11 protein-coding genes are annotated in these 13,557 nt (G+C 47.7%); 4 read left to right on the top strand and 7 right to left on the bottom strand.

The genetic code is table 11. The features are described 5' to 3' along the window. Positions 1-197 precede the first annotated feature (197 nt). Positions 198-1,826, top strand: coding sequence for a methyl-accepting chemotaxis protein (locus tag AOT11_RS16165; protein WP_017422362.1), 1,629 nt, complete (start codon positions 198-200; stop codon positions 1,824-1,826). A 71-nt stretch (positions 1,827-1,897) separates the two neighbouring features. On the opposite strand, the gene AOT11_RS16160 is transcribed toward AOT11_RS16165, so the two are convergent. Next, positions 1,898-2,644, bottom strand: a complete 747-nt coding sequence (locus AOT11_RS16160; RefSeq protein ID WP_017422363.1) for a flagellar brake protein — start codon at positions 2,642-2,644, stop codon at positions 1,898-1,900. 178 nt (positions 2,645-2,822) lie between these two features. Between AOT11_RS16160 and AOT11_RS16155 the strand changes: the two genes are divergently transcribed. Then, positions 2,823-3,098, top strand: coding sequence for a GNAT family N-acetyltransferase (locus AOT11_RS16155; RefSeq protein ID WP_017422364.1), 276 nt, complete (start codon positions 2,823-2,825; stop codon positions 3,096-3,098). 54 nt (positions 3,099-3,152) lie between these two features. Here the strand turns inward: AOT11_RS16155 and AOT11_RS16150 are convergent, their stop codons facing one another. Then, a complete protein-coding gene (locus AOT11_RS16150; protein ID WP_017422365.1) occupies positions 3,153-3,653 on the bottom strand; it encodes a GNAT family N-acetyltransferase in 501 nt (166 codons plus the stop codon). 288 nt (positions 3,654-3,941) lie between these two features. On the opposite strand from AOT11_RS16150, the gene AOT11_RS16145 reads away from it, so the two are divergent. Then, complete coding sequence (locus AOT11_RS16145; RefSeq protein WP_026050778.1) at positions 3,942-7,208, top strand: S41 family peptidase; 3,267 nt, start codon at positions 3,942-3,944, stop codon at positions 7,206-7,208. 151 nt (positions 7,209-7,359) lie between these two features. Then, a complete protein-coding gene (locus AOT11_RS16140; RefSeq protein WP_017422367.1) occupies positions 7,360-8,541 on the top strand; it encodes an MFS transporter in 1,182 nt (393 codons plus the stop codon). 57 nt (positions 8,542-8,598) lie between these two features. On the opposite strand, the gene AOT11_RS16135 is transcribed toward AOT11_RS16140, so the two are convergent. From AOT11_RS16135 to AOT11_RS16115, 5 genes are all read right to left on the bottom strand, one after another. After that, complete coding sequence (locus tag AOT11_RS16135) at positions 8,599-9,441, bottom strand: energy-coupling factor transporter transmembrane component T family protein (RefSeq protein ID WP_017422368.1); 843 nt, start codon at positions 9,439-9,441, stop codon at positions 8,599-8,601. Continuing rightward, entirely contained in the window at positions 9,438-11,162 is a 1,725-nt protein-coding gene (locus tag AOT11_RS16130; protein WP_017422369.1) for an ABC transporter ATP-binding protein, read from the bottom strand. Before AOT11_RS16130 ends, AOT11_RS16135 begins: the two co-directional genes overlap by 4 nt. Positions 11,163-11,168: 6 nt before the next feature. After that, entirely contained in the window at positions 11,169-11,717 is a 549-nt protein-coding gene (locus AOT11_RS16125) for an ECF-type riboflavin transporter substrate-binding protein (protein ID WP_017422370.1), read from the bottom strand. Between the two features lie 233 nt (positions 11,718-11,950). After that, positions 11,951-13,081, bottom strand: a complete 1,131-nt coding sequence (locus AOT11_RS16120; protein WP_015727567.1) for an HlyD family secretion protein — start codon at positions 13,079-13,081, stop codon at positions 11,951-11,953. Positions 13,082-13,083: 2 nt separating this feature from the next. Continuing rightward, on the bottom strand, positions 13,084-13,464 hold the full coding sequence (locus tag AOT11_RS16115; RefSeq protein ID WP_017422371.1) for a DUF3302 domain-containing protein: 381 nt from the start codon (positions 13,462-13,464) through the stop codon (positions 13,084-13,086). Positions 13,465-13,557 lie beyond the last annotated feature (93 nt).

Below are 13,557 nucleotides of genomic sequence, written 5' to 3'. Positions count from 1 at the left end.
CATATTCTTCTACATTTTTTCACTTGTTTTCATATGGTCGTAAATTTGGCGTTTGTCATTTTTATGGCGTTAACGTTATGAAATTATTAGCATTTTATATAGACAAAAACGTGACCAAGATCTAGAATTTCGTCTTTCCAACTTTTGGCTTTGTTCCCAGAGCACGGAAGCGAACATTTGATAGATTGAGGCGTTAAATGCAATTTTCTCTAAAAAACTTGTCCGTTCGAACCCAAGTTTTAGTTCCTGTTATGTTGACTGCACTGGCTTTGCTGGTTTCTCTTTGGATCACCAAAGACAAATTGCAAGCAGAGCAAGATGTCATCACTCATAACACCAATTCTCTGGTTTTCTACAAAGACACATTGGCAAAGATTGACGACGCGGTTTACCCGTTGCGAATTAGCGCGGTTTATGCCATTTACGATGCGAACCGTCGCGATGCATTTCTAGCGCAACTGAAGCAAGGTGCCAAAGAGATCAATCTGGATTTGGATCAGATGGCGAAGCAGGGCGACTTCCGCACAGAAGCGGCTGAAGTGCGTAAAGCGATCAACAACTACATCGACTATTCGACCAGCGCGGTGAGCTTCTTTGGTCGCCATGATCAAGGCACTGTCTCGGCGGCAGAATACAACCGCTTTATCGCGGATTACCGCAAAGTGGGCGATGACATGGTATCGGCTATCAACGCGATGTCGCAGAAGGTGAACCGTGTCGCTTCTGAAACCATGGCGAAAAGTAACCGTGATAACGTTCATGTACAAAACATGGCAACCATTACGGTCCTTGGTGTGTTGGCGCTCTCCTTGTTGGTGGCATGGTTCCTCTCTGGCATGATTGTGACACCGGTGATCAAGTTACAAGCGGTGATGCGTGAACTCTCACAAGGTAACCTTTCTGTTCGTGCAGACGTCGATGGCGACAATGAAATTGCACATCTCAGCAAAGATGTGAATACCACAGCGAGCCAGTTGCACAGCACGGTAGAACACCTGATCCGTATTTCTGAAGAAGTGGCATCAGCATCAACAGAGCTTGCCGCTGTCATGACACAATCTGAAGCAAACGCGCAACAAGAGTTGGCGGAAATTGAACAAGTCGCTTCAGCAGTGAACGAGCTTGCAAGTACCGCGAACAACGTTAGCGATAACGCGACTTCAGCAGATGCAACCGCTCGTGAGACAGACGGTTTGGCAAAATCCGGTTTGGCTATCTTTAAAGAGAGTGCTGAAGCAAGCCAACAGATGTCATCAGCACTGAACGATGCTGCGCGCGTGGTACTGACCTTGAAAGAACAATCCGTTCAGATCAACGATGTGATTGAAGTCATTCGTGGCGTTTCTGAACAAACCAACCTGCTCGCACTGAATGCGGCAATTGAAGCTGCCCGTGCGGGTGAATCTGGCCGTGGTTTTGCGGTAGTGGCAGACGAAGTACGTATGTTGGCGGCTCGTACACAAGATTCTACCAAAGAAATTCAAGAGATCATTGAGCAGCTTCAACTGCAATCTGGCCTAGCCAATGACAGCATGCAAGAGAGCTTGAACATGCTAGAGCGCAACAACGAATTGACTCAACGAGCGAATGATGCTCTGGTTGGTATTACTGAAGCTGTCGCGAACATCAATGATTCGAATGCACAAGTGGCAACGGCAGCAGAAGAACAATCACAAGTGACACAAGACATCAACCGCAACGTCGTGAACATGTCTGAACTGGTGAACCAAAACGTAGCGGGCATCAGCCAAAGCGCCAGCGCGAGTAACGAACTCTCTCATCTAGCGGAAAAACAAAAAGCCCAATTGAGCTTCTTCCGTCTGTAATCACCATTCAAAACGAAGAAAACCGTCCTAGCGACGGTTTTCTTTTATCGGCAAGTCACTTATCGGCACGCCTAATGTTTGAGTTTGAGCTTGGTTCCGTCAAACTTCAAATGACCAAGTAAGTTTTTCGCATTGTGCTTGCCGAAATCATCAAATTCGACGCCGTAACGCGCGTAATGCGTTGAACGCTGTAAATTACAGACTTTTCCTTTCAGTGGTGCCAAGGTTGGCCCACCTGCTTTCCCGAGTAGAATCTCCAATGACACTTCATCACCCACAGTGAAAGTTCGGCTCATTGGCGCCGTGACAAAGCGACACCCGCCACGAGAGAGGTCGCGAATTTCACATTCCACCTTATAGTCATTAACGTAAGCTTTCGCTGGGAGGTTAACCTCGTAGCGTGTCTCTTTGCGAAGTTGAGCCACTTGCATGGTGCTTGGCACGCTGAGTACGAGAACGGGGAATGGGTCGCCTAAACGGTGAGTCAGTTGACTACGAAAATGGATGATGGCGCCTTCGCCTCGGTGAGAAAGGGCTTTAACGTTTATCCAAAAGCCTTCTTGGAAGTAAAACTTAAGATCGTCTTCAGAAATCTGCGGTATCTCAACCAGCATGGCATTGCCAGAATGTGACCCAACAAATAGGCTTGTGGTTAAAAATTTGGTTCCAACGGGCGTCGTTACATTGAGTGTGATTTCACTACCATGTTCAATCATTGCAAGCGCATCGGTACTGTTGAAGGTGCTCGTTAAGCGCTGAGCATGATTTGGCGCTAATGCGTGATTGCGTCCTTGGAGTTTAGCCATAGGTAAATTCATTGTTCCTTATCCTAATGAAACGGCCTGCAACGTTGTAATTGTGCGGATTCATAGCGCAAAGTTCATCTACACTGAATGAATCTAGCTTAATAAGTTTAGTGTATATGTTCAGTTAAAGATTTTATTTAGCTGTTGTTATTGATTCAATGCTGATTACGCAAAAATAAGGAGAGAAACTGTGAATCATGTCACTCATGACGAGAAAAATGCGCTTTTTCAAGTCCATTTAGAGGGGGGGTACTACGCAACGGTTCGTTATCAGCTACACGATGATGTAATGTCCATCACTTCCACTCGTGTTCCAGAAGAGCTGCGAGGTGGAGGGTATGGTAAATTGATGATGGAGGCCGTATTGCCCATTATCGAAGCACAAGGCTACAAGATCGTCCCAGTTTGTAGCTATGTTAAACATTATTTAGAACGACACTCTGAGTGGCATCATCTGAAAGCATGAAAAAGCCAGCGAAAGCTGGCTTTTTGGGGCTAAATTGTCTCGATTTGAAGTGAACTACTGAGTATTTGGGTTGATTCTTGCCATATAGTAGGTGTTAATAAATCGCCCTTCGCGAAACGAGGAATCGACGGCTTCACCTTCAATCACAAAGCCATGCTTTTTATAAAGAGAAATCGCCTTTTCGTTATCGACATTCACTTCGATCTGAATTCTTCTCACATTGAGCCAGTTGTCAGCCAGTTCCGTGACGGTTTCGATCAACTTGCTGCCAATGCCTAAGCCGTGAAAATCATCGTGTACGCCAATGCCAAATGAAGCGCAGTGCGCGGTTCTTGGCCTTTGTGAGTGCTGAAATCCAATATTGCCAACCACTTTTCCATCAACGAGTGCTACATAGCTGTACACACCCGCCGGTATGCTCGCTAGCCTTTCTTTCCACATCGCCACCGACGGTTTTGGGAGCTGCAGGGTCTCACGTTGCGCCTTAGGTTGAGAATAAAGCTCAACGAGTGCTTCGGCGTCCTCAATTGACGTTGGGCGAATAGTAATCTCCATGCATTTCTCCTTGTTTGTTGTTGTTTTATCAATCTAGCGGCATTTGTTAATGAAAACCAGAGTTTTATTAACAAACTGAGTAGGTTAGAAATGACAATAGTAAATAACCATCAAAGCCTTATGGATAAAAGTGCATTAGAGAATGCTGTATTAATGTTCAATTATTCACTGGTCCTATTTGATTTTTGGATGGAATTTTTCCCTGTTATCTATCGTCAAAAACCTGTATAAAAAACAGTGTTTGATTCATTTAAACTCATTCCTATTACAATAACGCAAGGAAAACGGATGCGAATTCAACGTTTTACTGCCAACTCGATTGCATTGGTCTTACTGGCCAGTCTTTCAAATCCGAGCTTAGCTCAAGAAAGTGTTGCGACAACGACCACAAACTCTCAACCCACTTGGTTGCGAGACATCGCTTTATCGCCAGACGGTCAACGAATTGCGTTTACCTACGCAGGGCAGATCTGGCTTATCGCAAGCAAAGGGGGAGAAGCCATTCCTCTCACTTCTGCTGACAGTTACAGTGAAAATCCCATTTGGTCACCGGACGGGGAATCCATTGCGTTTACGACCGATCGCTTCGGGCCAGGTGATGTTTTTCTGGTGAGCGCAAACGGCGGAGACGCAAAGCGACTGACTTATCACTTTAGCAAAGATGTCCCTTATGCTTTTAGTCCGAATGGACAAGAAATCTATTTTCGATCGTCGCGGATCGGAGATATCGAGAGCAGTGTGAACAATGGCTTCGCGGGCAGCGCGTCAGCGCAGATATATTCAGTGGATGTGAGTGGCGGGCGTGAAAAGCTGCTGCTTGCCAATCCAATCAGCAGTTTGTCGATTAATGGGCAAACAGGCGAGTATCTCTATACCGATTTGCCGTCACCGATGGAGCAAGAGTGGCGTAAACGTGATGTCTCCGATGCTGCGCGCGATATCTGGCGCTTTGACCCTAAAACGGCTAAGCACACAAAACTGACCAATTATCGTGGTGAAGACCGTAACGCGGTGTGGGCTGAAGATGGCCGCTCTATGTACTATTTGTCTGAGCGTTCAGGCAGTTTTAATGTTTGGCAGCGCGTATTATCTGATCCGTCGGCTGAACCCGTACAGATAACCCAACACGAATTTTTACCCGTGCGTTTCTTATCGATTAGCCAGCAAGGTGATCTCGCCTATGGCTACGATGGTGATATTTGGTTTAAAGGCAAAGATGAAGCGGATGCCAAACCATTACAGGTGACTATTCGGCAATCCTTTCTCAGCAAAGGAAAGCGATTTGTTAACCTCAATCATGAAGCGACTGAAATTGCGGTTTCGCCGGTGGCGCCAGAAGTTGCCGTAGTCGCCAGAGGCGATGTATATGTGGTTTCTTTGCTCTCAGGGGCGACTAAGCGCGTGACCAAGACCCCGCAAGCAGAGCGCTATCTTTCTTTCTCAAATGATGGCCTTTCATTGCTTTATGCATCGGAGAGAAATGGCAATTGGGATGTCTTCCACAGCTACATCAATGATACGGGCAGAAGCTTTTCCACTTCGTTTGATGTGGTAGAAGAACAGCTCTCGGATGAAGCAGTTGATCAAACTCAGCCGCTGTATTCTCCAGATGGGAGCAAGATCGCCTATCGCGAAAACAGCAACTCGATCAAGGTGTATGACATCAAAAATGACAGCTATCACGTGCTGTTGGACTCTTCGCAACTCTATTCCTACGTTGATCAGGATCTGAGTTACGAATGGTCGCCAGATAGCCAATACTTGGTGACCCGTAATCGAGCCTCCTACAACGCTGATATTGTGTTGCTAAAAGCGGATGGCAGTGAAAAACCACTGCAAATTACCAATACCGGTTTTATTGAGGGTGAGCCGAAGTTCAGTCACGACGGGCAGATGATTTATTGGAGCACCGATCGAAATAGTTTGAGAGAGATCGACAAGTGGGCGGTGCAGTCAGACATCTATTTGACGGTTCTCAACCAAGAAGCGGATTTCAATTGGAAGAAGGACGATGAGCAACGTTGGCTCGAAGAGGAGCGCGCCGCGGACTCTGGCGAAGAGCCTGGCGAGCAAGCACCACAAGAGACCGTGGTGGAGAGTAAAGGGCTCAAGCATCGTACCTATCGGGTTACCCCGTATTCCATGACGCCAATTTTCAGCTACCTTTCTCCGGACAATCAATCCCTGTTGGTGGCAAACTTGGTTGGTGATGAGGTGGAGTTTACCGACATCAATACCCAAACAGGGGAAACGAACGTTCTGTTTACACGCAGTAGTGAAGATGTTGCCGCGGTGAAGATGGAGCCGGATATCGAAACCTTGGTGATTATCGGTGCGCACGGTATTGAAGAGTTGCATCTGCCAAGTGGTGAGGGCAACTATGTCGATTACCAAGCAGACGCTAATTATGATTTCCGTGCGGAAGTGGAATACATCTTTGATCACGCTTGGCGTCAAACAGATACCCGCTTTTATGACAAAGGCATGCATGGCGTGGACTGGCAAGGCTATGGCGAGGCGTATAAACGTTATCTGCCGGGGATTCATAACTACCAAGATTTTGCGGAGTTACTGAGTGAAATGTCTGGTGAGTTGAATGCGTCACACACCGGAGCAAGTTACGGTCGCTATCAGTCGACTTGGTCAGAGCCAGCGTCACTTGGGCTGTTTTACGATGACCAATACCGTGGCAAAGGGGTTCGTGTTAAAGCGGTGATTCCTGGTGGTCCTGCGGACATTTACCAATCGCCGATCAAGGCGGGCAGTATCATCTACTCTGTGGATGGTATAGAGGTGGCTCCGGAAATGGATATCTATCCACTGCTGGATAACAAAGCGGGTAAACGTGTTCGTTTAAGTGTGCTCAAACCGGGTGATAAAGCCGCGCAAAGTGTGCTGCTGGTGCCGACGTCGCTTGAACAAGAGGCTCAGTTGGCTTACGAACTGTGGGTTGAACAGCGCAAAGCACTGACCGAAGAACGCTCGCAAGGCAGACTGGGTTATATCCATATCCCCGAGATGGGACCGGCGTCCTACGAAACCTTAGTAAATGAGTTATTTGGTGAGTACAACGACAAAGAAGGGGTCATCATTGATATCCGCTACAACATGGGCGGGAACTTGCATGATCAACTGATGGAAACCCTTTCCGGCACGCGCCATAGTGCTCAAGTGACGCGTGATGGTTACCAGTTGTCGACATTCCCTGAGCGGCGCTGGGCAAAACCGAGCATCATGCTAGCAAACGCCGCTAGCTACTCCGATGGCTCGATTGTGCCATATTTCTACCAGCGTGAGGGGATTGGTCAGTTGGTGGGTGAACGAGTGCCAGGTACAGGAACGGCCGTGTTGTGGGAACCTCAACAAGAGCAGAGTTTGGTTTATGGCATTCCGCAGCTCGGCTTCAAAGATGACCAAGGTCGATGGTTCGAAAACCAAGAAGTGGTGCCTGATGTGTTGGTTTATAACTCACCAGAAGACATTGCGAAAAATTACGATCGCCAACTGAAAGTCGCGATTGAAAGCTTGTTAGCGCAATTAGATAAAACGCAGTAACTCTCAAGGGTTATCGTTACCAAAGGCTCAATACAACGAAGGTGGTATTGAGCCTTTGCTTTTTTCATCTCGATGGTTTCTTGATGTGCGTCTCATGGGTATGATGGTGGCATAACAATACTCTTACCTAACGCAGAACTAAGGATAGCCCATGCGTGCACATCGCCATCGCTGGCAAACACCACAAAATTTCTTATTGCTCATTTCTATCATCGTCCCTATCGCGTTTTCGACTTGGATGGCGTTGCTCAATAACTTTGTGATTGAAAAGGCACAGTTTGATGGTGCCGATATTGGTTTGCTGCAAAGTGTTCGGGAAATCCCCGGTTTTCTTGCCTTTACGGTTGTGTTTGTTTTGCTGTTTGTACGAGAGCAGCGCTTCATGCTGATCTCACTGGCGATGTTGACGTTGGGGACGGCATTGACGGGGTTCTTTCCTTCGCTGTTTGGCTTGTTAGCGACGACGTTACTGATGTCGACAGGCTTCCACTATTTCGAAACGTTGAAGCAATCGCTGTCATTGCAGTGGCTAAGTAAAGAAGAAGCACCGGAGATGCTGGGTAAATTGGTCTCGATTGGCGCATTGGCGTCATTGGTCACTTACGGTGCGATTTGGCTACTGCTTGAGGTCTGGCAACTGAGTTTTCAGATGGTCTATCTGCTGGCGGGTGGGGTTGGCTTTGTGTTGGTGATGCTCATGGCGTTTGCTTTTCCTCAATTTCATACGACGGTGGTGCAGAACAAGAAGTTGGTACTGCGGAAACGCTATTGGCTCTACTACGCACTCACCTTTATGAGTGGGGCGCGTAGGCAGATCTTTACTGTGTTCGCAGGCTTCCTCATGGTGGAAAAGTTTGGTTATTCCGCCGCCGACATTACCTTGCTGTTTTTGGCAAACTACCTTTTCAACTTTTTGTTTGCCAAACGTATTGGCCGTTTCATCGGTGTGGTGGGCGAGCGCAAAGCATTGACGTTTGAATACGTCGGTTTGATCTTTGTCTTTGTTGGTTATGCGCTGGTACAGTCCGCCGAATGGGCGGCCGCGTTGTACATCATCGACCATCTCTTTTTTGCCTTGGCGTTGGCGATTAAAACGTATTTTCAAAAGATTGCAGACCCTGCTGACATGGCATCGACGGCCGGAGTGGCCTTTACCATTAATCACATTGCCGCGGTGGTGATCCCCGTAACATTCGGCGTGATTTGGCTCGTGTCGCCTGCCAGCGTGTTTTACATTGGCGCGTTTATGGCGGCGATAAGTTTGCTGCTTTCTTTCAACATTCCCGCCAAACCGGAAGAGGGTAACGAGACTCGGATCCTAAAGTGGAGTTAAGAGGCTTGTTCTATTGGGGCAAAAAAACAAAGGGATGCAGTGTGCATCCCTTTGTGATCATGAGAACGGGTACCAGAAGAGCTGAGGCTCTAGGAGGCGTTTGGCAATGGCCAGCGTCACCATAAGCGCAATGCCCATCATACACAGCTTATCAGAGCGGCTCAGCGGCCTTAAGCTGTACCAAGTTCGTTGGTTGTGGCGACCAAAACCACGCAGTGTCATCGCGTTGGAGATTTGATCGGCGCGATCGAGGCTTGAGAAAATCAGTGGGCCAAGAATTTTCGCGACGTTTTTCATGCGCGTGAACAGGGGTGCTTTTTTACTCAGTTCGACCCCTCTTGCTTGCTGTGCATGCATGATATTGACGAAGTCTTTTTTCACTTCCGGCAAATAACGCAGTGTTAAGCTCACCGCATAAGCAATTTTGTACGGCACGCCTAAACGGTTCAAACTGGCGGCGAACTCGGTTGGATGGGTTGTGAAAACAAACACCAACGCAATCGGGAACATGCTGAAATATTTGAGCGTGACCGTCAGTAGATAGAACAAAGTTTCCTGAGTCAAAGAGTATTGACCGGGCAATGGCAATAAAACGGTCGTCGAGCCCATGAACTCACTGCCTTGCTGTGGCGCAAGGGCGAACATAAACAAGGCATTGATCAACAATACGCTGGCGGTGCCGAGTAGCAATGGCTTGTAAACATGAAAAGGCACCTTGGTCATCTTGAGTAGCCCAAGGCCAACGATAATCAACACGCTGATCAAGCGCAGGTCAAACGTGGTTAAAACGACCGTCACCCACGCAATGAACAGCAAAAACTTGGTGATGCCGTTAAGCTTATGCAGCGGAGATTGGGTATCGATGTAATTGATACCAAACTTCATTTTGTTGTCTTTCATGCCACATTTCTCTCAACGGTTTTCTCTCGGCGAGAAGCTTTTTCTACATCAATAAAATGCTGCATAAAGGCGTTTGTTTCAGCAATGTTCAAGCGTGTAGCAAGCTCGTACAGGCTGGTGGTGGTTAGGTTCGCTCTGTCCAGCAATGCAGGGTTACTGAAAACATCCGTCATCGGCGCGTCGGCCACAAGCTGGCTATCTGCAATCACGATGGAGCGTGTGGTGTATTCCAGTACCAAGTGCATGTCATGAGAAATGATCACGACGGTGATGCCTAGCGCTCGATTGAGTTTTTCAATGAAGCTCAGCATTGAGGTGTAGTTTCGGTAGTCCTGACCTGCGGTTGGCTCATCGAGGATCAATAGCTCAGGCTCTAGTGCGAGAATCGAAGCGATGGTGACGCGTTTCTTCTGGCCGTAGCTGAGTGCTTCAATTGGCCAATGACGATATTTGCTTAGACCACACAATTCGAGCACTTCAAGCACTTTACTGTTGACTTGCTGTTCGTCCCCACCTCGATTGCGCAGGCCAAATGCAACTTCATCAAAAATCATATGGTGCGAAATCATATGGTTAGGGTTTTGCATCACCACGCCTACTTTTTGACTGCGCTCGAAAATGGTCAGCTCGCTAAGATCTTGGCCGTTTAAGTGTATCGTGCCGTTGTCGGGCTCAATGACGCCCATGATCAGCTTGGTGATGGTCGATTTACCGGAGCCATTTTTGCCTAATATCGAGACAAATTCGCCGCGTTGCACATCAAAACTCACCCCTTCTAATGCGTTTTTCTCACCGTCGTAGGAGTAGGTTAAATTGCGCACGTCAAGTAAGGTTTCTGAAGAAGCGTGGTGGCTTGTCGTGTTCGCTTGGTGGAACCAATCTGTCATCGCGTGCTGATAATTAGCCAAGGGTAACTTGCTTAAACTCGAGGGGTGATCGTCTAGTGCAAGATGACAACCAGCGGATTTTAGTGCCGTTAAGTAAAGCGGTTCGCGAATGCCATATTGAGCCAATAATGGCGAAGCAAGCAGCTCGTCTGGCGTGGTATCAGCAATAATCTCACCGCCATCCATCAGAATGATGCGGTCGACGTGACGATGTAGCACATCCTCGAGGCGGTGCTCGATGATGACCACGGTTTTGCCTGTCTTGCGATGCAACTCATCAATGATTTCGATGGTACGCTTGCCAGTTTTTGGATCGAGCGCTGCCAACGGTTCATCAAACAGCAGAATGTCGACATCATCCACGAGAATGCCTGCCAGCGAAACGCGTTGTTTCTGTCCGCCAGAGAGATCGTGCGGTGAGCGCTGCAGCATCTGCTGAAGGTCGACCATCTTCGCGGTGGCTTTGACCAGTGAATACATCTCAATGTTCGAGGTGAGCTGGTTTTCAAGTGCAAACGCGATGTCTTCACCGATGCTTAAACCGACAAATTGGCTGTCGGTGTCTTGCAGCACAGTCCCCACCTGTTCGGTGAACTGGTGCATGGCAAACGCCGCCGTTTCTTGGCCGTTGATGGTCAAAGAACCGGAAACTTCACCTTTGATTGCGTGGGGGATAAGCCCATTTAAACACTGGCCAAGGGTAGATTTACCACTACCACTTTGACCAATAATGACGATTTTCTCTCCTTTCTCTATCCTTAGATTGATATTTCTTAGCGTCGGTTTGTCCAGCGACTCATATCTAAAAGAGAAGTTAGAAAATTCGATTGTCATTCGACATTAAGCCTCTGTTAGGTTGCGGCTTTGTTTATTGCGCTTCGCGACCGATTTCAAAATGAAGTAGCCAACGATAGCGATTAGTACAGTGTTACCAGAAGCAATGATGGTGAGCTGTGTGAACACTTTAGTGAACGGTTCTGCATACAAAATGGTGTCGAGAAACGCGGAACAGCCGTAACCAAATACGTTGCCAAGCAGTGCGAGAACGATAAATAGAGAGAAATCTTTGAGATTGAACTCGCCTTTATCTAAGCGATTACGAGTAAGAGAAGGGAACAGACCAATGATCAGGCCGACAATGCCCGAACCAAGAACCCAGGTTAACCAAACGCCCCAGCCGGCAAAAAGATCCGTGACCCAGTGGCCAATAAAGCCCACCAAGAAACCAACTAAAGGACCAAACAGAACCGAAAATAGGGCAAGAACCGCCATGGCTGGTTTGAGGGTGGTGTTTGCAAACACGGGAATACCAAACATGGGTAACCCACCAATACCATAAAGAGCAGCACCGATGGCAATCACCACAACGGTTTTAGCGGAAAGATTCATAGATAACCTCAGTTCAATTGTCTAAAGAACGTAACTTGCTGTTTTCGTTATTTCCTTCAAGGCCTTAACCAAGAAGTGGCGCGATTTTGCGCCTTGGATTATTTTTTCAGCAAGTGGAAAAATAAGGCGCGCATTATACAGAAGAAACCCTCAAGTGGGAATGCTATCTGTCTGGATGTCTAGAAAGCAATCAGGGGCTTAATGTCAGCCCCTGATTACAATAAAACGTAAAATTAATGATCGAGATAGAGGTAGTTTTGCCAGCTCTTCATACGAATAAGCACTTTACGCATGATGGAAACGTGGGTGAAGCTGTCTGAGTACACCGCCACTTCCACCGCAGTGCCCATTGGCAGGTGATACTCGCTCAAATCATCGGTGATTCGCAACGTCGCAAATACGCGGCCACTGGTGCGCAGCGCTTCCGTGCCGAGTAGTGCGCCACGAGCTTGAAATTGGCTTTCACCAATGGCTGGAAGCACCTCAATCACTTCACCTTTAAAGACTTTTCCTGGCAAGGCGCGGAACATGAATTCAGCTTCAAAACCCGGTTGTAGGCGTTGAAGCGAGTTCTGACGAAATGCCGCCGTGTAGATTTTCTCTTCACTGTGGACAAACGTCATCACCGGCGCCAGTGGCAATGGCACTGACATCACACCAGGGCGCAGCGCCAATTGGGTGACATAACCGTCGGTCGGCGCGCGTACAACCGTTTGCTCAAGGTCAAACTGAGCTTTGCGCAATTCCGCTAATAGCTGTGCGACCTGAGTGTTTTCACCACCGACTTCGGAATCCAACGCAATCTGCGCTTGGTCTTGCTTCGATTGTGCGACTTCAAGAGCGGCTTGTGCAGCTTTGAATGCTTGACGAGTGGTGTCCATTTGTTGCTCTGTGAATGCGCCTTTCTCGTAGCCACGCTTATAACGTTCATATTCGCGTTTCGCTTTATCACGCTCGGCGATGGCTTTGATAACGGCCGCTTCCGCTTCCTTCAGCGTGGACTCCAGTCCAAGCGCCCCTTGGCTGGCTTCTTTGACTTTGGCTTCGAGCTTGGCCACTTCCGCTTCAAACGGGATAGGATCAATACGGAACAGCACATCCCCTTGCTTGAGCGTTTGGTTTGCTTGAACGGGCACTTCAATCACGCGGCCGCGAACGCCCGACACGATTGGGGTGGTTGAGTAAACTTGGTTACCCAACTGAGTGAATGGGTGATTATAGTTCATCAATAAAATCAGCGTACCGATGAGCACTACGCCACCCAAAACCGCGGTAGGTACCGTCCATTTATTCAATGGAATCTTAAAAATCTTAAAAATCGCAATACACAATGCGGTGTAAGTGAGGATCAACAGTAAATCCATTACTACTTCTCCTCTTCACTGGTGATGACGAGCGTGGCAGGCACACGTTGCGCATTTCTCAATTGATCCACTTCTTCACGAAGCTGTTTGACTTCATCAATTAATTGATCGACGCGATGGTGCATGTCGTGCTGTTCTTCTTCAAGTTTTTGGAAGCCCCAACCGCGCTCTTTGCGCCATAAGGTTGCCCAGATCCAAAGGAAAGGCCAAATGGTGTGTAGAGTGAATAAACTCACCCAGCCTGCGTAGTGAATAGCGTCTTGGTGTGGGTGTTCACGTTCTTTGGCGATTTCGTAAGGGATATCGTGAATCACGATAATGCCGTAGAAAATCACTAAAGCGACGAAAACAAGCAATCCCAATGCGAAATAATCGAGAAACATCTTACTTCCTTGCGTTCAATGAAATGATGAAAAAGCGTAAACAAAAGGTAAATCAAGTGGGATAAGTATTCGCGAAATCTCTCATTCGCGCAA

This window comes from Vibrio vulnificus NBRC 15645 = ATCC 27562 (genome assembly GCF_002224265.1).
In the GTDB taxonomy this organism is placed as follows: Bacteria; Pseudomonadota; Gammaproteobacteria; order Enterobacterales; family Vibrionaceae; genus Vibrio; species Vibrio vulnificus.
The sequence above is the reverse complement of the archived record's forward strand: the minus strand, read 5'-3'. Positions and strand labels throughout refer to the sequence as shown.

Bases quoted from the DNA above. Each gene is read 5' to 3' on its own strand.
- AOT11_RS16165 (WP_017422362.1), top strand. From the start codon at position 198: ATGCAATTTTCTCTAAAAAACTTGTCCGTTCGAACCCAAGTTTTAGTT.
- AOT11_RS16160 (WP_017422363.1), bottom strand. From the start codon at position 2,644: ATGAATTTACCTATGGCTAAACTCCAAGGACGCAATCACGCATTAGCG.
- AOT11_RS16150 (WP_017422365.1), bottom strand. From the start codon at position 3,653: ATGGAGATTACTATTCGCCCAACGTCAATTGAGGACGCCGAAGCACTC.
- AOT11_RS16145 (WP_026050778.1), top strand. From the start codon at position 3,942: ATGCGAATTCAACGTTTTACTGCCAACTCGATTGCATTGGTCTTACTG.
- AOT11_RS16140 (WP_017422367.1), top strand. From the start codon at position 7,360: ATGCGTGCACATCGCCATCGCTGGCAAACACCACAAAATTTCTTATTG.
- AOT11_RS16135 (WP_017422368.1), bottom strand. From the start codon at position 9,441: ATGAAAGACAACAAAATGAAGTTTGGTATCAATTACATCGATACCCAA.
- AOT11_RS16130 (WP_017422369.1), bottom strand. From the start codon at position 11,162: ATGACAATCGAATTTTCTAACTTCTCTTTTAGATATGAGTCGCTGGAC.
- AOT11_RS16125 (WP_017422370.1), bottom strand. From the start codon at position 11,717: ATGAATCTTTCCGCTAAAACCGTTGTGGTGATTGCCATCGGTGCTGCT.
- AOT11_RS16120 (WP_015727567.1), bottom strand. From the start codon at position 13,081: ATGGATTTACTGTTGATCCTCACTTACACCGCATTGTGTATTGCGATT.
- AOT11_RS16115 (WP_017422371.1), bottom strand. From the start codon at position 13,464: ATGTTTCTCGATTATTTCGCATTGGGATTGCTTGTTTTCGTCGCTTTA.